Here is a 21,410-nt window from a genome sequence, read left to right as displayed (position 1 = left end):
CGAATGCTCGAGAAGCTATTCAAGCTGCGTGAACACGGCACGACGGCGCGCACGGAACTGGTCGCCGGCCTGACGACATTCCTGACGATGTCGTACATCATCTTCGTCAATCCGGACATCCTGTCGTCAACGGGCATGGACCGCGATGCCGTGTTCGTCGCCACCTGCCTGGCCGCCGCGCTGGGCTCTCTGGTGATGGCGCTGATCGCCAACTGGCCGATCGGCATGGCGCCGGGCATGGGCCTGAACGCCTTCTTCGCATTCACCGTGGTCAAGACCATGGGCTACACCTGGGAACAGGCGCTGGGCGCCGTGTTCATCTCGGGCGTGATCTTCCTGTTCCTGACGTTCTCGGGCATCCGGGTCTGGCTGGTCAAGGGCATTCCGCATTCGCTGCGCAGCGCCATCGCCGCGGGCATCGGCCTGTTTCTTGCCATTATCGCGCTATCCAGCGCCAACATCGTGGTCGCGCACCCGGCCACCAAGGTCACGCTGGGCGACCTGACCCAGCCCGGCCCGCTGTTCGCCATCCTGGGCTTTTTCATCATCGCCGCGCTGGACGCCCTGCGCGTGCGCGGCGCCATCCTGATCGGCATCATCGTGGTCACGCTGCTGTCGATGGTGCTGGGCTACAACGAGTTCAAGGGCATCTTCGCCGCGCCGCCCAGCCTGGCGCCCACGCTCATGAAGCTGGACATCCTGGGCGCGCTGCACAGCGGCTTCGTGCACGTGATCCTGGTGTTCGTGCTGGTCGAAGTGTTCGACGCCACCGGCACGCTGGTGGGCGTGGCCAAACGCGCCGGCCTGGTGCCCGAAAACCGCCCCAACCGCCTGGGCCGCGCCTTGTTTGCCGACAGCACTGCCATCGTCGCGGGCTCGATGCTGGGCACCAGCAGCACCACCGCGTATGTGGAAAGCGCCTCCGGCGTGCAGGCCGGCGGCCGCACCGGCCTGACCGCGCTGGTCGTGGCGCTGCTGTTCCTGGCCGCGCTGTTCATCTCGCCGCTGGCCGGCGCCGTGCCTGCCTACGCCACCGCGCCCGCCCTGCTCTATGTGGCCGGCCTGATGATGCGCGAGTTGATCGATATCGACTGGAACGACGTCTGCGAAGCGACGCCGGCCGCGCTGACCGCGCTGGTCATGCCGTTCACGTATTCGATCGCCAACGGCATCGCCTTCGGCTTCATCAGCTACGTGGTGCTCAAGACCGCCACCGGCAAGATCCGCGACGTGCATCCCGCCACCTGGCTGGTCGCGGCGCTGTTCGTGATCCGCTACGCGTTCTTCCCGGGCTAGCGCGGCCGCCAGGACCGCTCCACAGAGCGGGCCAATCGCAGGGATAGCGGAATTCAATCAACCCGCCAGGCCATAAGGTTGCTGGCGGGTCCGCTTGATTTCACCGATACACTCCCCATGTATAACGGCATATGGAGTCCGCCTTGCGCCTTACCCGCTTTGTTCCCGCCCTGTTGTCCTGTTCAGCCTCGAGCACGGAGGTGTCCGCATGAGCAGCCTGGCCCGCATCCCTTTTTCCGTACTGGACCTGGCCCCGATTGTGCAGGGCCGCGACGCGGCCGATGCCTTCCGCAACACGGTCGCGGTGGCACAGCACGTGGAACGCCTGGGCTACAAGCGGTTCTGGCTGGCGGAACACCACAATATCAACGGCGTCGCCAGCAGCGCCACCGCCGTGCTGATCGGCCACGTGGCCTCGCACACCAGCACGCTGCGCGTGGGTTCGGGCGGCATCATGCTGCCCAACCACGCCCCGCTGATCATCGCCGAGCAGTTCGGCACGCTGGAAACGCTCTACCCCGGCCGCATCGACCTGGGCCTGGGCCGCGCGCCCGGCAGCGACGGCGCCACGCAGCACGCGCTGCGCCGCGGCCCGCGCAGCGGACTGGAGTTTCCCGCGCTGGTGGAAGAATTGCGCGGCTTCCTGGCGCCCTCGCGCCCCGGCCAGCCGGTGCGCGCGATTCCGGGCGAAGGCCTGGACATTCCGATCTGGCTGCTGGGCTCCAGCGATTTCAGCGCGCGGCTGGCCGCGGAACTGGGCCTGCCCTTCTCGTTCGCGGGCCATTTCTCGCCCGAAGGCATGGCGGCCATGCGGCTGTACCGCCACCTGTTCAAGCCATCGGCAACGCTGGCCCGGCCCTACGCCATGATAGGCGTGCCGGTCGTCGCTGCCGAAACCGATGAAGCCGCAAGGCTCCAGGCCACCACCCAACAACTGAAGTTCCTGTCGCTGGTGCGCGGCAACCGCCTGCAGCTGCAGCCGCCCGTGGACAGCATGGACGGCCTGTGGAACGAATGGGAGCGCGAGGCTGTCCAACAAAGACTGGGCGCGGCCATCGTGGGCGGCCCGGATACCGTCCGGCGCGAGCTGGAAGCCCTGGTCGCCGAGACCGAGGCCGACGAAGTCATGATCGTCTCGGATTTTTACGACATCGCGGACCGCCTGCGCTCGTTCGAGATCGTCGCTTCATTGAAAAACGGCGCCGCGGCAAGCACCGCGTCCTGACCGCCGCAGATTGCGCCTGCGGGCGCCAACCATTGCGATGCAGCAGCCACCCGCTCTACTATGGACTCATAGTGTACGGACCACGCATCGCCCTATCGGGCCCGGGACGGGCACACCCCGGGCCTCCGACACCGCCTTTTGCGCCGCTCACGCGGCAAGGATTCAAAATGAGTATTGTTGAACTCACCAAAGACAGCTTCCAGGAAGCCATCACCCCGGACGGCACCCTGATCGTTGATTTCTGGGCGCCCTGGTGCGGCCCGTGCCGCGGTTTCGCGCCGGTTTTCGAGCAGGCCGCCACCGAACACCCCGACGTCACCTTTGCCAAGGTCAATACCGACGTGGAACAGGAACTGGCCGGCGCGCTGGGCATCCGCTCGATCCCGACCCTGATGGTCTTCCGCGAAAAGGTCCTGCTGTTCTCGCAACCCGGCGCCCTGTCCGGCGGTCAGCTCAACGAGCTGCTGGCCAAGATCAAGGAAGTGGACATGGAAAAGGTCCACCAGGAAATCGCCGCGGCCCAGAACGGGCAAGACGCTTGAGCGCACACGGATGATGATCGGGCATGCGCGCTGAGTACCTGGCTTCCTGCCTCGGGATTCTCGCGCTGCGCCCGCACTACGATTCCACTTCCCAGGCGGCGCGGCCGCGGGTGATATTGGCAACCGTCACCTCCAGGTCCGCCACCGCCGCGCGCGGCACCGTGAACCGCAGCGCAACGCCTTCTTCGTTGAAGTCTTCCTTCAGGATGGCCGCGCCGGCCTGAGCCAGGCGCGACTTCAGCAGCGCCAGTTCGCCGAAGCCGCAAGCGCAGGCGACGGTCGCCAGATCCACGATCTCCGTGCGCTGCGCCAACCGCAGGCAATTGGCCGCGCAGCCGCCGTAGGCGCGCACCAGTCCGCCTGCGCCGAGCTTGATGCCCCCGTACCAGCGCACCACCAGCACCGCCACGCGGTCCATGTCCTGGCCCTCGATGGCTTGCAGGATGGGACGCCCGGCCGTGCCGCCGGGTTCGCCGTCGTCGTTGAAACGGTATTCCTGGCCGATGCGGTAGGCCCAGCAGTTGTGGGTCGCTTCCGGATCGCTATGCTGGGCAAAGAAGCGCATGGCCTCGTCCACGCCGGACACGGGCGCCGCATGCGCGACGAAGCGGCTTTTCTTTATTTCTTCCTGGTAAGTGCAGGGAGCGGTCAGCGTGTGCGTCATGACCGGCATTGTATGTGCTGGCGCTGCGCCCCTGTGGCGCGCCCAAGGTCGGCGGCGCGCATCCCGCCACGCCAGGACGCAGCCGGTCAGGCGGCGGGTCTAGCCGTGACAGTCGGGTACTTCCTGATCCAGGTAGACGTCGAAGGCCACGTCGCGCGCCCACTTCGCCGTCATCGCCTTCCAGGCGCCGGCGCGATCCCACACGCGCATTTCCTGGCCCAGCCAGTTGCGGCTGGCCGAATCGGCCGCCGGCAGCAACCACACGCGCTCGCTCCGGGCGCCGTCGGCCGTCAGCGTCGAGGAAAACTTCTTCCATTCCGGAAAGCGCACCAGCGGTTCCCACACCGCGTCATCCACCAGCCCAATGTCGCAACTGCCTTCGCGCACGGCGACCAGCGCATCGGATGGCACGCGGTAGGTACGCACCAAGGCGCCCCAGCTCTCGGCCAGCGCCTTCGACGCGGTCGCGGCTTCGGCCACGCACACGCTGCGGCCGCGCACGTCGGCGGGACGGCGCAGGACCGTGTCGCTGCGGATCACGGCCTTGGGCCGCGCCGCATAGCCGGTGGCTTGCGCGGCGACCGCATCCGATTGGCCGGTAGCCGTATCGGTCAGGACCAGGTCGACTTCGCCGGCCGCCAGCGCGGCGGCGGCTTGTTCCCGCGGCACTTGCCGCAGGCGCACCGGCAAACCCAGGCTCTGCCCCAACCTATCCGTCATCGCAGCGTCCAGGCCGTCAGGCGTACGGATCTTGGCGCCCGCCACGGGCGGCGGCGCCAGATAAGGCACGCCCACCACCAGTTCGCCGCGCGCGCGCGCCGCCGCGAAAGCGTCCGGCTGCGCCTGCGCGTGGCCGGCGGCCGCCAGGCAGGCGCCGAGGACCAATAAACGGATGCGGCGGATCATGCGAGGCTCCGGTATCGCTCAGACGTACTGATAGCGCAGCAAGCGGTGCTTGAGGTTTTCAAGCACGAACTGGTCGATCAGCGCGGCCAGCACGGCGATGACCAGGATGTTGGTCATGACGCCCGTCATGTCGGCGATCTCGCCCGAATAGGCCAGCGAACGGCCCAGTCCCTTGCCAAAGCCGATCAGCATTTCCGCCGAGATCAGCGCGCGCCACGCATTGCCGAACGCCAGCTGCGCGCCGGTGATCAGTTCAGGCATGACGGCCGGCAGGTAGACGCGCTTGACCAGGCCCCAACGCGTGGCGCCCATGACACGCGCCGCCGACACATGCACGCGCTGCACGGATTCAGTGGCGTTCATCACGCTGAGCGCGGCCGGAAAGAACGCCGACAGCGCCACCACCACGATGATGGGCGTATTGCCGAAGCCCATCACGATCAGGAACAGCGGCACCCAGGCGATCGACGGAATCGACTGCAAGATGACGATGGCGCTGCGCAGGACTTCGCGGAAGAAGAACAGCACCGCCGCCACCAGCCCGAAGCCGATGCCGGCGGCCAGCGCCAGGCCATAGCCCGCGCCCAGCCGACCCAGCGTACCCAGCAGGCTCTGGTGGAAGGATTGCTTGCCCAGGTCTTCGAGCAGACGCTCGACCACGGCGGGCACGCCCGGCATCAGGAAGTCCGGCAGCGCGAACGCTGCCAGTTGCCACAGGGCCAGAATGAACAATACGCCCAGAACGCCCGCGAAATGCTTGCGGGCGCCGGTGACTCGGGTAGATGCGCTCAAAGCTTGCGAGCCTCTTGCCAGGACAGGTCGACGATGCTGGAGACGTCATACGGCTTGCCGTCGCGCGTCTTCAGCGAACCCTGGGCCTGCAGGATATCGGCGATTTCCTGCATGCGGCGGGTGTCCTTGTCGGTCAGCTTGGGCGTGAAGACCTGCGTGCCGATGGCTTCGGCGATGACGGTCTCACGCGGCAGTTCGCCACGGGTCAGGGTCTTCAACGTGGGCTCGGCGATGAAGTACGACGCGATCAGCTTGGAGGCCTGCGCGGGTTCCTTCTGCAGCAGCTGGATGGCCTGGTTCTGCGCGTCCAGCGCTTTCCAGACGTCGTCCTTGCGCTTGGCCAGCGTTTCGCCGGAGGTGATCACGACCATGCAGGGGAACGGCCAGGCCTGGCCCACTTCATAGATCTGCTTGACCGGCGCCACCAACTGCGCGATGCGGTCGTAAGGTTCGAACAGGAAGGCCGCGTCCACGCGCTTGCCCACCAGCGATTGGACTGCCACGGCCGGGCTCACGCCCATGACGTTGACGTCGTCCGCGCCCAGGTTGCCCTGCTTGAGCACCACGCCCTTCAGGACCACGTCGGCGGTGCTGCCTTCGGCTTGCGAGGCCAGGGTCTTGCCCTTCAACCCCGCGATGTCCTTGATGCCGGAGTCTTCGCGCACGATCAGCGAGTGGTAGCCCTGCTGCGCGCCGCCCACGACCTTCAGGTCGGCGCCCTTGGAAGCCCAGGCCACGGCGTTGGTGAAGCCCAGCACGCCGATGTCCAGCTGGCCGCCGACGATGGCCTTGATCAGGTCGGTACCCGACTTGAATTCGATCAGTTCGGAATCCAGGCCGGCTTTTTTGTAGTACCCGCCCTCTTGCGCGACGATGGCTTGCGCATCGTCCATCACGCGCAGATAGCCCACGCGGAATTTCTCGGCGGCCATCGCGGGGGCCGCCGCCAGCAGCGCCGCGGCCAGCGGCAGGGACAGCCATTGCTTCAATTTCATGGGAAGTGCTCCAGGGTATGCAGGGCTGGCCGGCGCTCAGGCGCCAGCAGCAAGGATTCAGGTCAGGCGTGTCAGGCGGCCAGGGCCAGGTCGGCGTGTTCGCCGGAGCCGTCCACCGCGATGCCGAGCAGGCGCAGGATCTCGCGCTTTTCCGCGGCCAGGCCGGACAGGTCATGGGTTTTTTCGCGGTGTGCCAGGTTGAACTCGCGCAGCACGCGGGCCGGACGCGGGCTGAAGACAATGATGCGGTCGGCCAGGAACAGGGCCTCGTCCACGTCGTGGGTAACGAGCAGCACGGTGGGCTTTTCCTGGGCAATCAGCTGGCGCAGCACGTCCTGCAGGCTCAGCCGGGTCAGCGCGTCCAGCGCGCCGAAAGGCTCGTCCATCAGCATGGTCTGGGGCTGGGCGATGAAGGCCCGCGCCAGCGCGGCGCGTTGCCGCATGCCGCCGGAAACCTGATGCGGGTAATAGTGTTCGAAGCCGGCCAGGCTGACGCGCGCCAGCCACTGGCGGGCAGCTTCGCGGGCGCGGGCCTTGGGCGTGTTCTGGAATTCCAGCGCCAGCGCCACGTTGTCCTCCAGCGTCAGCCAGGGATACAGCGCATGTTCCTGGAACACCAGGGTGCGGCTGGGATGCGGGCCGGCGACGGCCTTGCCGTCGGCCAGCACGCTGCCCTGCGTGGGTTGTTCCAGGCCGGCGGCCAGATGCAGCAAGGTGGACTTGCCGCAACCCGACGGGCCGACCAGGGCGACCAGTTCACCGGCCTTGATTTCACTGGTAAAGCCGTCCACCACGGGCAGCTCGCCGAAGTGTTTGTGGACATGGTCGAAGTTGAGGTTCATGGAACGGATCGTGGCTGGCGAAAAGTGAGCCTCAAATCTAACAATTCGTTATATGAATCCAAACTATCAATATTGAATGTCTTAACTTCTTTTCGTAATAAAGATCGGGCCCCCCCCCGTTGGGAGCGCTGGGTGTAGTGGGACCCGCAATATCCAAATCGAATCGATAACGCGCAAAACGATATTGGACCCCTGCCCCCTCCGTCATTAAGGTGAACCCAGACATAACGGGGCCCACCCCGATCGGAGCAACATGGAGCGAGACGACACCGCCGCCGCGCAACCGCGCGGCGCGCTATCCCATTTGAAGATCCTGGACCTGACGCGCGTGCTCGCCGGCCCATGGGCGACGCAGACGCTGGCCGACATGGGCGCGGATGTCATCAAGGTCGAACGCCCTGAACACGGCGACGACACGCGCGGCTGGGGGCCTCCCTTCCTGACCGGCGCCGATGGCGCCGAAACCCGGGATTCGTCCTACTTCCTCAGCGCCAACCGGGGCAAGCGGTCCATTACCGTGGACCTCGCCACCGCCGAGGGCCAGGCGCTCATTGCGGAACTGGCAAAGGATTCCGACGTACTGGTCGAGAACTACAAGGTCGGCACGCTGGCGCGCTACGGGCTGGACTACGACAGCCTGCGCGCCATCAATCCGCGCCTGATCTATTGTTCGATCACCGGCTTCGGCCAGGACGGCCCCTACGCGCCGCTGCCGGGCTACGACTTCGTATTCCAGGGCATGGGCGGGCTGATGAGCATCACCGGCGACCCGGCCGGCGAGCCGATGAAATCCGGCATCGCGATCACCGACCTGCTGACGGGCGTCTATGCCAGCACGGCGATACTGGCCGCGGTCGAACACCGCCACGTCAGCGGCGTCGGGCAATACATCGACATGTCGCTGCTGGACTGCGTGATCACGATCTCGTCCTACCAGGCCATCAACTACTTCCTGTCCGGACGGGTGCCGCAGCGCATGGGCAATGCCCATTCCAACATGGTTCCCTACCAGGTGTTCGCCTGCAAGGAAGGTTCGGTCATCCTCGCCGTCGGCAACGACGGCCAGTACCGCGCATTCTGCGGCGCCATCGGCCGCGACGACCTGGCCGCCGACGAACGCTACGCCACGGCCGGGCAGCGCAACCGCAACCGCGACACGCTGATTCCCCCCATCGCCGAGGCCATGCTGGCGCGCACCATGCAGGAATGGGTGCAGATACTGCAGGCGGTGAACGTGCCCTGCGGCCCCATCTACAACATCGAGCAGGTCTTCCAGGATCCGCACGTGCGCCATCGCGGCATGCAGCTGTCGCTGCCCCACGCCGCGGGCGTGGACACGCCGGCCGTGGCCAGTCCCATCCGCATGCGCGACACGCCCGTGCGCTACGAGCGGGCCGCGCCCACGCTGGGCCAGCACACCGACAGCGTGCTGCGCGAACGGCTGGGCCTGGACGACAGCCGCATCGCGGAGCTGAAAACCCGCGGAATCATCTGACCCCAACCGCCGGACAGGCGGCCATGACAACAACCCAGGAGACACCACCATGCGCATCATTTCCGCCGCGGTCTGCGGCGCCCTGACACTGGCGGCCGTCACGGCCGCACCCGCGTTGGCCCAGGACGGACCGGTTCGGTTCATCGTGCCCTACCCGCCCGGCGGCGCCGCCGACCAGATCACGCGCCTGGTGGCGCAGGAAATGAGCAAGGGCGGCGGCGAGACCATCATCGTCGAAAACAAGCCGGGCGCCGCCGGCATGATCGCGGCCGATTACGTCGCGCGCGCCAAGCCCGACGGCAAGACCTTCTTCGTCGGCTCCAACGCCCCGTTGGTGGTGAACCAGGCGTTATACGCGAAGATGACCTACGACCCGGCCAAGGACTTCGTGCCGGTCTCGGGCATGGCCAAGTCGCCGCTGCTGCTGGTGGTGCGCCATGACCTGCCGGCGCGCGATGTGAAGGCGCTGATCGCCCTGGGCAAGCAGTCCCCCGGCAAGCTGACGATGGGCTCGGCCGGCACCGGCAACATCACCTATCTTGCCGGCGAATACGCCGTCAGCAAGCTGGGCTTCCAGGTCACGCATGTGCCCTATCAGGGCAGCGCGCCCGCCATCGTCGGCCTGATGGGCAGCAGCACCGACATGATGTTCGACGCGCTGCCCTCCAGCATGGCCCAGGCGCAGGCGGGCAAGATCCGCCCCTTCGCCGTGCTCGACGACAAACGCTTCGCCGGCCTGCCCGACGTGCCCACCGCTACCGAGTTGGGCTATGCCGGCATGGACGCCAGCGCCTGGTTCGGATTGGTGGCGCCCGCCGGCACGCAGCCCGCCGTCGTCCAGAGCATGAATCGCGGCGTCAACCAGGCACTGCAGCAGCCGGAGCTGCAGCGCAAGCTCACGCAAATTGGCGCGGTGTCCATGCCGGGCGATGCCCAGGTGTTCGCCGCCTTCGTGCAGGCGGAGCGCGACCGCTGGCTGCCGGTCGCCCGCGACCTGGGCCTGAAGGCCCAGTAAAGGGAGTCCGCCATGATTACCTTGGACTCCATCGAGGCGCTGCGCGCCTTTTCCGGGCAGCCCGCCGCCCTCACGCCCTGGCAGGCAGTAGACCAGGACACCATCAACCGCTTCGGCCTGGCCACCGGCGATACGCAGTGGATCCATATGGATCCGCAGCGCGCGCAGGCCGAATCCCCCTACGGCGCGGCCATTGCCCATGGCCTGCTGACGCTCTCGCTGCTGCCCAGCCTGTACGCATCCGCCATACGCTTTCCGAACCGCAGGCTTGCCGTGAACTACGGCTTTGACCGTGTGCGCTTCACGCAGGCGGTCAAGGCCGGCGCCCGCATCCGCGGCGCGTTCGCGCTGGCTGGCGTGGATGAGCTTCCCGACGGCCAGGCGCGTCTCGCCTGGGACGTGCGCATCGACATCGATGGCGAGGAACGGCCCGCGCTGGTCGCGCGCTGGCTCACGCAGATCGCCTATCACCCAGGCCAAAAGGAGCAGGCATGACACTGAAGATCACCCGCCACGGCGCCACCGCCGTGCTGGCCATGGACCGGCCCGATCAGCGCAACGCGCTCAACCTGGAGATGCGCGACGCGTTCGCGCGGACCCTGCCGGAACTGCGGGAGGACGACAGCATCAAGGCCGTCGTACTGACGGGTTCCGGCGGGCATTTCTGCGCCGGCGGCGACATCAAGTCCATCGCGCAGGCGCATGCGGCGGGCCTGGACGCCTTCGAAGGGCGCGAAGGCATCCGCAAGATCCATCACTGGTACGACGCGCTGGTGGATCTGGAAAAACCCGTCATCAGCGCGGTGGAAGGCGTTGCCTTCGGCGCCGGCCTGTCGCTGGCGCTGTGCGCGGACTACGCCATCGCGCAGCGCGGCGCCACCTTCTGCGCGGTGTTCGCCCGCATCGGCTTTGTGCCCGACATGCTGGGCATGTACCTGCTGCCGCGCGCGGTCGGCCTGGCGCGAGCCAAGGAACTGGTGTTCACGGCGCGGGTCTGCGGCGCCGAGGAGGCGCTGGAACTGGGCCTGGTGCAGGCCTTGTGCGACGGCGACCCGCTGGAACAGGCGCTGGCCATGGCCGAACGCTTCCACGCAGCGCCGACGCAGGCGCTGGGCCTGGCCAAGACCATCATGAACCGGACTTACGAGTCCACCCGCGAGGACATCTACGCGCAAGAGGCCATGGCCCAGGCCATCTGCCGCGACAGCGCGTTCCACCGCGATGCCGCCAGGCGTTTCGTGGAAAAACTGCCGCCTGCCTACAAATGGGATTGAACGACAAGGGATTGACCGACATGCCGACAGAAACCCAAGCTGCCGAACCGGGGCCCCAGGCCCGCTACGAGGCCTATCTGGACGAAGGCCGTTTCATGCTGCAGCGCGACCGCGCCACCGGCGAGTTTTTCTTCTATCCGCGCGTGGCCGCGCCGCGCAGCGGTTCACGCGACCTGGAATGGACTGCGCCCAGCGGGCTGGGCCGGGTCCATGCCACCACCGTGATCCATCCACGCCCGCCCGAAACGCCCTACGGCGTGGTGCTGGTGGACCTGGACGAAGGGCCGCGGCTGATGTCGCGGGTAGACGGCGTTCCCGCGCATGAAGTGCGCATCGGCGCCCGGGTGCGAGCCCGCGTCGTCCAGGAGGCCGGACGCGGCGTGCTGGTATTCGAACCCACGGCGGAACAAGCATGAGCCAAGACCGTTTCCCGCGCGGCAAGGCCGCCATCGTGGCCGGCGCCACGTACGGCATAGGCCAGATGCCAGGCCTGAGTTCCATGGACCTCGCGGTCAGGGCCAGCCTGGCGGCCCTGGACCAGGCGGGGCTGCGCCCCGACCAGGTCGACGGCCTGTTCATCGGCTTGCCCGACGACTTCATGTCCGGCCTGGGCTTTGCCGAATACCTGGGCATCTCGCCCCGCTTGACCGACAACAACCGCACCGGTGGATCTTCCTTCCTGACCCACGCCATGTGGGCCGCGCTGGCGCTGGAGGCTGGCCAATGCGACGTGGCGCTGATCGCCTACGGCAGCAACCAGCGCAGCGGCGCGGGCAAGCTGGTCAGTTCCATGCGCCCCTCTCCCAACGAGGCGCCTTACCGGCTGGCGCGCCCGGTGGGCGCCTATGCGCTGGCGGCTTCACGCTACGCCCACCAGTACGGATTGAAACGTGAGCAGCTGGGCGCGGTGGCCATCGCCGCCAGGCAATGGGCCATGCTCAATCCCGAGGCCGCCATGCGCGAGCCCCTGGACATGGCGCAATACCTGTCGGCACGCATGGTGGCCGAACCCTTGAGCGTGCGCGACTGCTGCCTGGTGACCGACGGCGCGGCGGCGGTGGTGATGACCCGCGCCGACCGCGCCCGCGACCACTGCGCCCGGCCCGCCTACCTGCTGGGCGCGGCCGCCGCCACCGACCACCGCGAAATCACCAACATGCCTGACCTGACGGTGACCGCCGCCGTGCGCAGCGGCGCGCGCGCCTATGCCCAGGCCGGCGTGCGTCCGCAGGACATCGACGTGCTGGAGCTGTACGACGCTTTCACCATCAACCCCATCCTGTTCCTCGAGGACCTGGGTTTCTGCGCCAAGGGCGAAGGCGCGGCCTTCGTCGAGAACGGCCGCATCGCGCCGGGCGGCGAACTGCCCGTCAACACCAACGGCGGCGGCCTGTCCTGCGTGCATCCCGGCATGTACGGCCTGTTCACCATGGTCGAGGCCTACGTCCAATTGGCCGGCCTGGGCGGCGCGCGCCAGGTGCCTGGCGCCAGCCTGGCACTGGCGCACGGCAACGGCGGCGAACTCTCCAGCCAGGCCACGCTGATCCTGGGCGCCGCCGAAACGCTCTGAATCCCACAAGGAAAACCATGAATCACACTGCTTATCTGCTGGACCAACGCAGCATCATCGTGACGGGCGCGGCCCAGGGCATAGGCCGCGCCATCAGCGAACTGGCCATGCAACTGGGCGCCCGCGTCACGGCCGTGGACATGAACGCCGACGCGCTCGCCGCCTTTGAACGTGAAGCGCCGCAAGACCAGCTCCTGCCCCTGGCCGGCGACGTGTCAGACCCGGCCTTCGCCGAAGCGGCGGTGGCGCAGGCGGCCGAACGTTTCGGCACGGTCGACGGCCTGGTGAACAACGCCGGCATCACGCGCACCGCCATGATCGAGAAAATGACCCAGGAGGCCTGGCAGAAGGTGATAGACGTGCATCTGACCGGCTCCTTCCAGTTCCTGCAGGCCGTCGGCCGCCATATGCTGGCGGCCGCGCGCGAGACCGGCAAACCCGGCGGGTCGGTCGTCAACATCACCTCGGACGCCGGACGCCGCGGCACCATCGGCCAGATCAACTACGCCGCGGCCAAGTCGGGCGTGCTGGGGCTGACCATGAGCGCGGCGCGCGAATGGGGCAAGTACGGGATACGGGTCAACACCATCGGCTTCGGCGTGGTGGAAACGCCCATGACGGAAACCATACGCGGGGACAAGTTCCGCGAGACCTATCTGTCGCAGATCCCGCTGGGGCGTTTCGGCCAGCCCGGGGAAGTGGCATGGCCGGTTTGTTTCCTGCTGTCGGATGCCGCCTCGTACATGACGGGGCAGCACCTCTATGCAAATGGCGGCATGACCATAGGCATGTAAGGCAAGCCCGGGGCCGCCGCGCTTGGCGGCCCGCGGCGACCTCAGGCGTCGATGCCGCGCGAGGTCAGGTAGTCTTCGTAGCCGCCGCGGTAGTCGACGATCTCGCCCGTAGGCAGGATTTCGATCACGCGCGTGGCCAGGCCGGACACGAATTCGCGGTCGTGCGACACGAACACCAGCGTGCCTTCGTACTTTTCCAGGGCGAACTGCAGCGACTCGATCGATTCCATGTCCAGGTGGTTGGTGGGCTCGTCGAGCAACATGACGTTGTGCCGGCCCAGCATCAGGCGGCCGAAGGTCATGCGGTTCTTTTCGCCGCCGGACAGCACCTTGGGCGCCTTGGGCAGGTCATCCGCCGAGAACAGCAGGCGGCCCAGCACCGAACGGATCGACTGGTCATCGTCGCCCGGCTGGCGATGGTCGCCCATCCAGTCCAGCAGGTTGATGTCGGTCTGCAGGAACTGGTCGGACACGTCCTGGGCCATGTAGCCCAGGTCGGCGTTTTCGGACCACTTCACTTCGCCCGAATCCGGCTGCAGATCGGTGGCCAAGAGGCGCAGCAGCGTGGTCTTGCCGACGCCGTTGGCGCCGATGATGGCAATCTTCTCGCCCGCGTCGACCATGGCCGAGAACTTGCGGATGACCGGCGCATCGTAGGCCTTGGACAGGTTTTCGACGGTGACGGCCAGACGGTGCATGACCTTGTTCTGCTCGAAGCGAATGTACGGGTTCTGGCGCGACGAGGGCTTGACCACGACCTGGTCGGCCTTGATGCGGTCGATCTGCTTCAGGCGCGAGGTGGCCTGGCGCGACTTGGACTTGTTGGCGGCGAAGCGGCGCACGAAGTCCTGCAGTTCGGCAACGCGTTCCTTGGCCTTGGCGTTGTTGGACACCAGGCGTTCGCGGGCCTGGGTGGACGCCAGCATGTAGTCGTCGTAGTTGCCGGCATAGATGCGGATCTCGCCGTAATCCACGTCGGCCATGTGCGTGCACACCTGGTTCAGGAAGTGGCGGTCGTGGCTGATGATGATCATCGTGCTCTGGTAGCCGTTGAGCACGTTTTCCAACCAGCGGATGGTGTTGATGTCCAGGTTGTTGGTCGGCTCGTCCAGCAGCAGGACGTCGGGATTCGAGAACAGGGCCTGCGCCAGCAGCACGCGCAGCTTCCAGCCCGGCGCCACTTCGCGCATGGGCAGGTTGTGCAGGTCGACGGCGATTTCCAGGCCCAGCAGCAGTTCGCCGGCGCGGGCTTCGGCGGTGTAGCCGTCGTACTCGGCGAACTTGGCTTCCAGGTCGGCCGCGCGCATGTAGTCGTCTTCGGTCGCTTCCGGGTTGGCGTAGATGGCGTCGCGCTCGGACATGGCGGCCCACATCTCGGTGTGGCCCATCATGACCACGTCCAGCACGCGCAGGTCTTCAAACGCGAACTGGTCCTGGCGCAGCTTGCCCAGGCGCACGCCCGGCTCCAGCGACACGTTGCCCGCCGTGGATTCCAGGTCGCCGCCGATGATCTTCATGAAGGTCGACTTGCCGGAACCATTGGCCCCGATCAGCCCATAGCGGTTGCCTTCCCCGAACTTGACGCTGACGTTCTCGAAAAGGGGTTTGGGGCCGAACTGGATGGTGAGATTGGCAGTGGAGATCACGGTATCTTGAGTCTTTGGGCGTCCGGGGACGCATGCGGAGAAACCCGATAGTGTACCAAGCATCGAAGCATCCCATGCATGGCTGCCAAATGCTCGACTGAAGCATCTGGAAATGTCGAATGCCATTTAATGTCTTAACGTAAATAATTGTATTAATTGGGGTACTATTGAAGGCATTCAACGCCTACGGCCGCCCCGGCCGGAAAGGCGGTAGCAACCCAACTTCCCCCGCTTCGTGGCAGACGCGAACCCCTCCTCCGAAAAGGTCGAGCTTTCCTACGGCCGCTCCTTGATCGTTGCCGCCATCGTGGCGATCGTGATGCTGTGGGCGACGCCCAGGCTGACTCCCAGCTCCGACCTGTTCACCTACGCCGCGGCGCGGCTCCAGGCCCGCCTGGTTGGCGGCCATTACGACCCCGCCCACCGCAACGACACCACCGTCGTCCTGATAGACGACGATTCCCTGGATCAGCAGAAAGGCGCCTGGCCGGTGCCCTACAGGACGCATGCGCGCTGGTTGCGCAATATCGGCCTGATCCACAAGCCCAAGGCCATCTTCCTGGACATCACCTTCGGCCGCGAACGCGACGATCCGACGCTGCCGGAACTGGCGGCCGCCCTGTGCGAGCTGCGCGATGCCAATATCCCGGTGTTCCTGGCCGCGCTGCCCGACACGCTGGGAAATCTGCGCCTGCGTTCCGGCCTGCAAGCGCCCGCTGGCGAGCCGCCCTGCTTCACCATGGTCGACGTGCGCTACACCCCCAGCAAGGTGGACCGGCTGGTCTGGAGCTATCCCCTCTGGTCCGGCGAAAACGCGCGCAGCGCGGCGCTGGCCATCGCCCAGGACGCAGCGGGCGTATCGATCGCGCGCACGAACGAAGCCATGGCCTTGACCTGGGGCGTCGATAACCTGGACCAGCGCCGCTTCAGCATGGACTGCCGCCAGGCCCGCGGCGGCTATATGGAAATGCTGCCGTCCTATGTGCGCAGCCTGCTGGGCGACGCGGACGCCGCGCAGCCCATCTGCCCCTACACCCGCGCGCTGACCCTGTCGGAATTGCGCGCGCCCGATGCCGACGGCACGCGCCTGGCCGACATGCTCACGGGCCGCTACGTCATGATCGGCGCCGCGCTGAGCGGCTTCAACGACACGGTGCTGTCGCCGGTGCATGACTCGATCCCCGGGGTGTTCATGCACGCCATGGCGCTGGACAACCTGCTGACCTACCAGAACGACTACAAGCGCGCCCTCGAATGGGAAATCTGGCCGCCCAACGTCCTGTGGCTGCTCGGCATCCCGGTTGTCATGCTGGCCCACTTCCTGCACTGGCTGGCGCAATGGCTGCGCAGCAACACCAGGTGGGGCGGCCGGCTGTTGGCCCCGCCCGCGGAATGGCGGCTATTTGCCGACGCCCCCGCGCTGCCGCTGCAAGCTGCCGCGAACGCGGACAGCGGCTGGAAGGCCAAGGCCGCGCGCCTGTCCGTCTTGCTGCGCGACCGCGCCGCCCGCCTGTGGCTGGCGCGCTGGCTGGCGTCCAAGCTATGCATCGCGGCGTTGCTGCTGCTGCGCAAGGCCGCCGCCATCGTCCTGTCTTCGCTGATCGTGCTGTACATCGTGCTGCTGGCGCAGCGCTGGCTGAACGTGGGCACCCTGCCCATCGTCGATTTGGCCATCATGGCCCTGGCCGCCCACTGGCTCGGCTGGACCAATCGCGCCACCACTTTCCTTTTTGGCAAACCGGATGCGGCTTCCGCGCCGGCGTCCCAGACACCCGCGCGGGAGCCGTCCGCTACCCGCCCGCAACAGGAGTAGAAACGCATGCCCAAGCCCTCCTCCCTGATTACCGCGCTGGCCGCCGCCGCGCTTGCGCTGACCAGCGCGGGCGCCGTGGCGGCCGACGCCATCGTCGGCCTGAACGTCAAGCCGCTACCGCTGTACGCCAAGCCTGACGGCGGCGCACCGGCAGCCAAGTCCGAGGGCCAGGGCATGCCCTGGCCCGTGCTGGAAGAAGCCAGCGAGTTCTACCGCGTCACGGTCGACGGCAAGGACTACTGGGTGGACAGCATGCACGTGCGCATCGCACGCGGCTCCGCCGCGCAATGCGGACCGGTGATCAAGGGCGTGCCTCCGCCCACGGGCTCGACCGCGGGTGCGGGCGAGAACGTCTGCCGCTGAGCCGCCGATGCGATCCGCCTACATCCTGCGCATGGCCGCCGTCTCCGGCGCGCTGCTGCTGAGCGCCTGCTCCACCCTCCCCGGAGGCAAGGGTTTTTCGGTCACGGCCGGCCAGTTGCCCCCGCCTCCCGCCGACCGGCAATGGCCCGACGCCAGCCAGGACGCGCGCAACCAGCGCGCCCAGGGCATGGGCCTCGTGGCCATGCCGGAAATGGAGGCCTACCTGAACGGCCTGCTCGCCAAAATCAAGAGCGCCGCCGGCGCGCCCGGCTGGCCGGGCGCGGTCCATGTGACCTCGTCGTCGGCGCTCGAAGCCTATAGCACCGGCGCGGGCAACATCTACCTGTCCATGGGCTGGCTCGCGTCGGCGGAATCCGAAGACGAAATCGTCGCGATCCTGTCCCACGAATTCGGCCACGTCTATCTGGACTATCACCAGATGGAATCGGTCAACGCCACAAGCGACCAGGTCGCGACGCTGGCGACCGTGGGCGTGGCGCTGGCCCGCAAGGCCGGCAGCGCCACCGGCTGGAGCCCCGTCGACAGCGTGATCGCCTCGTACACGCTGGGCAAGAACGTGCTGGTACCGGCCTGGGGCCGGCAGCAGGAAGAAAACGCCGACCGCTTCGGCGCCACCATCAGCGTGGAATTGGGCTATTCGTACACGCAAGGCTTCAAGGCGTTCCTGGAACGCCAGGCCACTTGGGAAGCCGAGAACGCCAAGGTCCAGGCCGAAGCGCGCCAGCGCATGCTCGAGCAAATCAAACAGGCGGCGGCCGACAACACTCGCAAGCAAGAGGCGGCCAAGGGCAACAACATCGCCCCACTGACCGAACTGCAGGCCTCGCTGAACTCCGGCGTCGCCGGGGCCAGCGAAGGTCTGCGCACGGGCCTGGACGACGTCTGGAAGAAGCTGACCGTCAGCCATCCCGACACCGGCGCGCGCCTGGCTTCGCTGACCGAAGAGGTCATGCCCTTGATGGCGGGCAAACCGCGCCCCCCGGCCACAACTGCTCCCTGGAACAAGGCGCGTGCGCAACGCCGCACGGCCGCGCTGCTGAAGAACTACAAGACCGCTGCCGAAGCGCAGCAGGCCTTGCAGGCTCAGGACTACGCGCGCGCCCGCAAGCTCGCAGCCCAGGCCGCTTCTGGGCCCAGCGCCACGCACGCCCTGCCGCTGCTCACCTTGAGCATGGCGCAAGCGGAATCCGGCGCGCGCGGGTCGGCCTTGCTGGACCGCAATCTGGCGTCCGAGCAGGACCGGGCCTGGCAGGTATACGTGCTGCGGGCCAACAACCTGTTGGGCGCGGGCCAGTCCGGGCCGGCCGCCAAGGTGATGGGCCAGGGCTTCGACTACTTCAGGAGTTCGGCGTTGGCCTGGCCTGAAGCCATCCGCTTCTATGGCCAGACCCGGGGCTGGGATCAGGCGCGCAAGCTGGCGCAGGAATGCGCATCGCGCTTCGCGAGTTATGCCGCAGAATGCAACAAGGCCGCCCAGTCGCCCGCCGAACAAGCCGAGGCCAAGCGCCGCAGCGAGCAGAAGGCGCAATCGGTCGTCGACAAGCTGTTCAAGTAGCAACGCGAAAGGGGCGTCTGCCGCCCCTTTCATCTCAGTGCGTGTGCTCGTCCAGCACCAGGTGCGCCATGCCCTTCTCGGTCGCCAGGCCCACCTTCTGCCCGATCGGCAGGGTCGCCTTGGTCGCGACGTGGCCATACGGCAAGCCAGTCACGACCGGCACCTTGACCGTCTTGCGCAGCCAGGCCACCACTTCGTGCAGGTCGTAACCGTTGTCGTGCGCGGCCAGCTTGTAGTCCGAAAAGCGCCCGAGCACGATGGCCTTTTGCTTGCCCAGAATGCCGGCCTGCGCCAGCTGGATCAGCATGCGTTCGATGCGGTACGGATGCTCGGCCACGTCTTCCAGGAACAGGATGCCGCCGCGCACCTTGGGCATGTAGGGCGTGCCGAGCAAGGACGTCAGCATGGCGAGGTTGCCGCCCCAGAGGATGCCGCGGCAGTCCACCGCATCGGCATCCTGGGTTTCGAAGCTGAGGATTTCCAGTTCGCCGCGCATGATCTCGCCGAACAGGGCTTCGGTCAGGTCGTCGACCTTCTTGCCGCCGAAGTCATAGATGGCCGAGGCGCCGGTATAGCTGACTGCGCCGGTCTGCGCCAGCAGACCCAGGTTGAAAGCAGTGAAGTCGCTCATGCCGACGAAGCGCTTGCCGCTGTCGGCCATGGCCTTCCAGTCAATAGAAGGCAGCAGCCGGCCCATGCCATAGCCGCCGCGCGTCACCATGACGATGGGCAGCTTCTGCTTGGCGGCCCGCGTCAGGCTGGCGAGGCGCTGCGCGTCGGTGCCAGCGAAGCGCTGGTGCTGCGCGTACGCAGTGCGGTCCAGCGCGGTCTTGAAGCCCTGCTGCTGCAGGCGTTCGCGGGCGAGTTCAACCGTGGCCGGATCGCGCACCGCGGAAGACGGCGAGATCAGGTAGATGCCGCGCGCGTGGGGCAGCACGTGGGCATGGCTGTGGTCATGCCCACAGTCTTCATCACATTCGTGGCCTGTGTGGCCATGATCGTGATCATGGTGATGCTCGTGGTCGGCGGCCGCTTTCGCGCCGCGCGCCTTGGCGCCTTGGGATTTGCTCATGCTGCGGATTCCTTGCTGCGGCGCTCGCGGAAGAACCGGCGCAGCAGCTCGCCGCAAGGTTCCGCCAGCACGCCGCCGGTGACTGAAGTGTGATGATTGAGTTTGGGGACCGAGCCCACGTCCAGCACGCTGCCGCAAGCGCCGGTCTTGGGATCGTAGGCGCCGAACACCACGCGCGAGAGCCGCGCATGCAGCATGGCGCCGATGCACATGACGCAGGGCTCCAGCGTGACGTACACGGTGATGCCCGGCAGGCGGTAGTTTTCAAGCGCGCGCGCGGCGCCGCGCAAGGCGACGATCTCGGCGTGGGCGGTGGGGTCGTGGTCGACGATGGTGCGGTTGTAGCCCCGCCCCAGGATGTCGCCCTGAGCGGACACCACCAGCGCGCCGACCGGCACCTCGCCGATGTCGTAGGCCGCCTGGGCTTGTTCCAGCGCCAGTTCCATGAAGCTGGCGTCCTGCGCGGTCCAGGACGGGGCCGCCGCCAAAGGGACTGCTTCAACCACGGTACACCCGCGACTTCAAGGCGATGCGGCCAGCCAGGCTGGTCACGGCCTCTTCCAGCCATTGGTAGAGTTCGGCGTGCTCGTCGTAGCGGGCCTGGTTCAGGTTCGACACCCGGCCTTCTTCGATGAAGCCCCAGGCCCGGCTGCGCTTGTCGCGGTGCTTGGGGTCCCAGACGCCGAAGGCGAATCCGCCGGCGCGGCGGATCAGCGAAAAACACGGAATGTCGGTGTAGCCGTCGCCGACGAACACCATCTGGTCGAACGGCACCCGCAAGCGGTCCTCGGGCACCTTGCGGTTGACCTCGAAGGGCTTGTTGCGGAAGTCGCGGCCGATGATGCCTTTCTGGATATGGAACAGGTAGCGGGTCTTGTCGGTGAAGCTGACGATGCGGCGCGGAAAGGCGATGCCGCCGTCGGCGGCATAGACGAATTCGGACGCCCAGATCTCGGTGAATTCATGCGCGATGGGCGTGGAGCGGACCACGTCGCCAATGCCGCTGGAAATCAGGTAGAACTCCAGCTGCACTTGCGGCTGCTCGGCCCGCACCGCGGCGCGCAGGCGCTGGAACAGCGTGGGCACGCCGTCGTGCAGTTCCAGCCGCGCGCCCCAGTCCTTCAGGCGCTGCTGCGTGATGAGGCCATGCTTGCCCGACTGCGATAGCTGGATCATCTGGTACAGGTAGGCGGGCACGGGGTCCCAGTCCTGCTGCGACAGCAAGGGATCGACCTCATCCTTCCAGAAGGAAGCCGTGTCCACGCCCATGCTTTCCAGGAAGCCGGACGTGCTGTCCGAGGCCAGCGTGTCGTCGAAGTCGAAAATCAGGGCGATGACGTCGGACATGTATATGCGTGAAAAAGGGGCGACAGCCGCCATTTTGCCTGAATGTGGCGGCGGTTGCGCCCCTGGGGCCGGAACGCGGACGGCCTATGCCGCCCTGCCCCGACGGTTGTTTACTGACGGACCGGCGAGCTCATGGGCGCCGTAGCGGGCGCCGGCGCCATGACCGGCGCGCCGGCCGCGGGC

Annotated in this window: 22 protein-coding genes; 13 read left to right on the top strand and 9 right to left on the bottom strand. The window is 67.0% G+C overall.

Annotation, left to right across the window (positions count from 1 at the left end):
- Positions 1-3: 3 nt before the first annotated feature.
- The 3 genes from WBB14_RS25510 (at position 4) to WBB14_RS25500 (ending at position 3,063) form a co-directional block, all read left to right on the top strand.
- On the top strand, positions 4-1,296 hold the full coding sequence (locus tag WBB14_RS25510; protein ID WP_207465190.1) for an NCS2 family permease: 1,293 nt from the start codon (positions 4-6) through the stop codon (positions 1,294-1,296).
- 208 nt (positions 1,297-1,504) lie between these two features.
- Positions 1,505-2,521 carry an LLM class flavin-dependent oxidoreductase gene (locus tag WBB14_RS25505; RefSeq protein WP_424242240.1) on the top strand — a complete coding sequence of 339 codons (1,017 nt, stop codon included), beginning with the start codon at positions 1,505-1,507 and terminating at the stop codon, positions 2,519-2,521.
- Positions 2,522-2,688: 167 nt separating this feature from the next.
- Positions 2,689-3,063, top strand: coding sequence for a thioredoxin family protein (locus WBB14_RS25500; RefSeq protein ID WP_013394055.1), 375 nt, complete (start codon positions 2,689-2,691; stop codon positions 3,061-3,063).
- 76 nt (positions 3,064-3,139) lie between these two features.
- Here the strand turns inward: WBB14_RS25500 and WBB14_RS25495 are convergent, their stop codons facing one another.
- The 5 genes from WBB14_RS25495 to WBB14_RS25475 form a co-directional block, all read right to left on the bottom strand.
- Complete coding sequence (locus WBB14_RS25495; protein WP_424242239.1) at positions 3,140-3,727, bottom strand: IMPACT family protein; 588 nt, start codon at positions 3,725-3,727, stop codon at positions 3,140-3,142.
- A 99-nt stretch (positions 3,728-3,826) separates the two neighbouring features.
- Entirely contained in the window at positions 3,827-4,633 is an 807-nt protein-coding gene (locus WBB14_RS25490; RefSeq protein WP_424242238.1) for a transporter substrate-binding domain-containing protein, read from the bottom strand.
- A gap of 18 nt (positions 4,634-4,651) precedes the next feature.
- The gene (locus tag WBB14_RS25485; protein ID WP_424242237.1) at positions 4,652-5,425 is read right to left on the bottom strand and encodes an ABC transporter permease; all 774 of its coding nucleotides are present in this window, start codon (positions 5,423-5,425) and stop codon (positions 4,652-4,654) included.
- Entirely contained in the window at positions 5,422-6,420 is a 999-nt protein-coding gene (locus WBB14_RS25480) for an ABC transporter substrate-binding protein (RefSeq protein WP_059380084.1), read from the bottom strand. The genes WBB14_RS25485 and WBB14_RS25480 overlap by 4 nt, the downstream gene beginning before the upstream one ends.
- Positions 6,421-6,491: 71 nt before the next feature.
- A complete protein-coding gene (locus WBB14_RS25475) occupies positions 6,492-7,262 on the bottom strand; it encodes an ABC transporter ATP-binding protein (protein WP_424242236.1) in 771 nt (256 codons plus the stop codon).
- Between the two features lie 253 nt (positions 7,263-7,515).
- On the opposite strand from WBB14_RS25475, the gene WBB14_RS25470 reads away from it, so the two are divergent.
- The 7 genes from WBB14_RS25470 to WBB14_RS25440 are packed head-to-tail and all read left to right on the top strand — an operon-like array spanning position 7,516 to position 13,410.
- The gene (locus WBB14_RS25470) at positions 7,516-8,757 is read left to right on the top strand and encodes a CaiB/BaiF CoA transferase family protein (protein ID WP_424242235.1); all 1,242 of its coding nucleotides are present in this window, start codon (positions 7,516-7,518) and stop codon (positions 8,755-8,757) included.
- Between the two features lie 49 nt (positions 8,758-8,806).
- Complete coding sequence (locus WBB14_RS25465) at positions 8,807-9,772, top strand: Bug family tripartite tricarboxylate transporter substrate binding protein (protein WP_424242234.1); 966 nt, start codon at positions 8,807-8,809, stop codon at positions 9,770-9,772.
- Between the two features lie 12 nt (positions 9,773-9,784).
- Positions 9,785-10,267 (top strand): MaoC family dehydratase, encoded by a 483-nt coding sequence (locus tag WBB14_RS25460; RefSeq protein ID WP_424242233.1) that lies wholly within the window; start codon positions 9,785-9,787, stop codon positions 10,265-10,267.
- Complete coding sequence (locus WBB14_RS25455) at positions 10,264-11,046, top strand: enoyl-CoA hydratase/isomerase family protein (protein WP_424242232.1); 783 nt, start codon at positions 10,264-10,266, stop codon at positions 11,044-11,046. Before WBB14_RS25460 ends, WBB14_RS25455 begins: the two co-directional genes overlap by 4 nt.
- A gap of 20 nt (positions 11,047-11,066) precedes the next feature.
- Complete coding sequence (locus WBB14_RS25450) at positions 11,067-11,462, top strand: Zn-ribbon domain-containing OB-fold protein (protein ID WP_424242231.1); 396 nt, start codon at positions 11,067-11,069, stop codon at positions 11,460-11,462.
- Positions 11,459-12,616, top strand: a complete 1,158-nt coding sequence (locus WBB14_RS25445) for a thiolase (protein ID WP_424242230.1) — start codon at positions 11,459-11,461, stop codon at positions 12,614-12,616. Before WBB14_RS25450 ends, WBB14_RS25445 begins: the two co-directional genes overlap by 4 nt.
- A 17-nt stretch (positions 12,617-12,633) precedes the next feature.
- Complete coding sequence (locus WBB14_RS25440; protein ID WP_424242229.1) at positions 12,634-13,410, top strand: SDR family NAD(P)-dependent oxidoreductase; 777 nt, start codon at positions 12,634-12,636, stop codon at positions 13,408-13,410.
- Positions 13,411-13,451: 41 nt separating this feature from the next.
- Here the strand turns inward: WBB14_RS25440 and WBB14_RS25435 are convergent, their stop codons facing one another.
- Entirely contained in the window at positions 13,452-15,056 is a 1,605-nt protein-coding gene (locus tag WBB14_RS25435; protein ID WP_424242228.1) for an ABC-F family ATPase, read from the bottom strand.
- A gap of 235 nt (positions 15,057-15,291) precedes the next feature.
- Here WBB14_RS25435 and WBB14_RS25430 point away from each other — a divergent pair, with 235 nt between their 5' ends.
- Genes WBB14_RS25430 through WBB14_RS25420 form a run of 3 tightly spaced genes read left to right on the top strand, consistent with a single transcriptional unit; the run spans position 15,292 to position 18,808 of the window.
- Positions 15,292-16,869 carry a CHASE2 domain-containing protein gene (locus tag WBB14_RS25430; protein WP_424242227.1) on the top strand — a complete coding sequence of 526 codons (1,578 nt, stop codon included), beginning with the start codon at positions 15,292-15,294 and terminating at the stop codon, positions 16,867-16,869.
- A 6-nt stretch (positions 16,870-16,875) separates the two neighbouring features.
- The gene (locus WBB14_RS25425) at positions 16,876-17,232 is read left to right on the top strand and encodes a hypothetical protein (RefSeq protein WP_424242226.1); all 357 of its coding nucleotides are present in this window, start codon (positions 16,876-16,878) and stop codon (positions 17,230-17,232) included.
- A gap of 7 nt (positions 17,233-17,239) precedes the next feature.
- Positions 17,240-18,808, top strand: coding sequence for a M48 family metalloprotease (locus WBB14_RS25420; protein ID WP_424242225.1), 1,569 nt, complete (start codon positions 17,240-17,242; stop codon positions 18,806-18,808).
- 34 nt (positions 18,809-18,842) lie between these two features.
- Here the strand turns inward: WBB14_RS25420 and WBB14_RS25415 are convergent, their stop codons facing one another.
- From WBB14_RS25415 to WBB14_RS25405, 3 genes are read right to left on the bottom strand one after another with little or no spacing between them, the layout of a single operon-like run.
- Positions 18,843-19,880 (bottom strand): LD-carboxypeptidase, encoded by a 1,038-nt coding sequence (locus tag WBB14_RS25415; RefSeq protein WP_424242224.1) that lies wholly within the window; start codon positions 19,878-19,880, stop codon positions 18,843-18,845.
- Positions 19,877-20,368, bottom strand: coding sequence for a tRNA adenosine(34) deaminase TadA (gene tadA, locus WBB14_RS25410; protein WP_424242346.1), 492 nt, complete (start codon positions 20,366-20,368; stop codon positions 19,877-19,879). The genes WBB14_RS25415 and tadA overlap by 4 nt, the downstream gene beginning before the upstream one ends.
- 10 nt (positions 20,369-20,378) lie before the next feature.
- Positions 20,379-21,227: an HAD family hydrolase gene (locus WBB14_RS25405; RefSeq protein ID WP_424242223.1), complete on the bottom strand. Its 849-nt coding sequence runs from the start codon at positions 21,225-21,227 to the stop codon at positions 20,379-20,381.
- Positions 21,228-21,410: the final 183 nt, after the last annotated feature.

This window comes from Achromobacter sp., assembly GCF_049647645.1.
In the GTDB taxonomy this organism is placed as follows: Bacteria; Pseudomonadota; Gammaproteobacteria; order Burkholderiales; family Burkholderiaceae_B; genus Achromobacter.
The sequence above is the reverse complement of the archived record's forward strand: the minus strand, read 5'-3'. Positions and strand labels throughout refer to the sequence as shown.

Excerpts from the sequence above, each read along its gene's own strand:
- WBB14_RS25490 (WP_424242238.1), bottom strand. The coding sequence starts at position 4,633 with ATGATCCGCCGCATCCGTTTATTGGTCCTCGGCGCCTGCCTGGCGGCC.
- WBB14_RS25450 (WP_424242231.1), top strand. The coding sequence starts at position 11,067 with ATGCCGACAGAAACCCAAGCTGCCGAACCGGGGCCCCAGGCCCGCTAC.
- WBB14_RS25415 (WP_424242224.1), bottom strand. The coding sequence starts at position 19,880 with ATGAGCAAATCCCAAGGCGCCAAGGCGCGCGGCGCGAAAGCGGCCGCC.
- WBB14_RS25470 (WP_424242235.1), top strand. The coding sequence starts at position 7,516 with ATGGAGCGAGACGACACCGCCGCCGCGCAACCGCGCGGCGCGCTATCC.
- WBB14_RS25420 (WP_424242225.1), top strand. The coding sequence starts at position 17,240 with ATGCGATCCGCCTACATCCTGCGCATGGCCGCCGTCTCCGGCGCGCTG.
- WBB14_RS25405 (WP_424242223.1), bottom strand. The coding sequence starts at position 21,227 with ATGTCCGACGTCATCGCCCTGATTTTCGACTTCGACGACACGCTGGCC.
- WBB14_RS25440 (WP_424242229.1), top strand. The coding sequence starts at position 12,634 with ATGAATCACACTGCTTATCTGCTGGACCAACGCAGCATCATCGTGACG.
- WBB14_RS25425 (WP_424242226.1), top strand. The coding sequence starts at position 16,876 with ATGCCCAAGCCCTCCTCCCTGATTACCGCGCTGGCCGCCGCCGCGCTT.
- WBB14_RS25460 (WP_424242233.1), top strand. The coding sequence starts at position 9,785 with ATGATTACCTTGGACTCCATCGAGGCGCTGCGCGCCTTTTCCGGGCAG.
- WBB14_RS25445 (WP_424242230.1), top strand. The coding sequence starts at position 11,459 with ATGAGCCAAGACCGTTTCCCGCGCGGCAAGGCCGCCATCGTGGCCGGC.
- WBB14_RS25505 (WP_424242240.1), top strand. The coding sequence starts at position 1,505 with ATGAGCAGCCTGGCCCGCATCCCTTTTTCCGTACTGGACCTGGCCCCG.
- WBB14_RS25455 (WP_424242232.1), top strand. The coding sequence starts at position 10,264 with ATGACACTGAAGATCACCCGCCACGGCGCCACCGCCGTGCTGGCCATG.
- WBB14_RS25465 (WP_424242234.1), top strand. The coding sequence starts at position 8,807 with ATGCGCATCATTTCCGCCGCGGTCTGCGGCGCCCTGACACTGGCGGCC.
- WBB14_RS25480 (WP_059380084.1), bottom strand. The coding sequence starts at position 6,420 with ATGAAATTGAAGCAATGGCTGTCCCTGCCGCTGGCCGCGGCGCTGCTG.
- WBB14_RS25495 (WP_424242239.1), bottom strand. The coding sequence starts at position 3,727 with ATGACGCACACGCTGACCGCTCCCTGCACTTACCAGGAAGAAATAAAG.
- WBB14_RS25510 (WP_207465190.1), top strand. The coding sequence starts at position 4 with ATGCTCGAGAAGCTATTCAAGCTGCGTGAACACGGCACGACGGCGCGC.
- WBB14_RS25475 (WP_424242236.1), bottom strand. The coding sequence starts at position 7,262 with ATGAACCTCAACTTCGACCATGTCCACAAACACTTCGGCGAGCTGCCC.
- WBB14_RS25500 (WP_013394055.1), top strand. The coding sequence starts at position 2,689 with ATGAGTATTGTTGAACTCACCAAAGACAGCTTCCAGGAAGCCATCACC.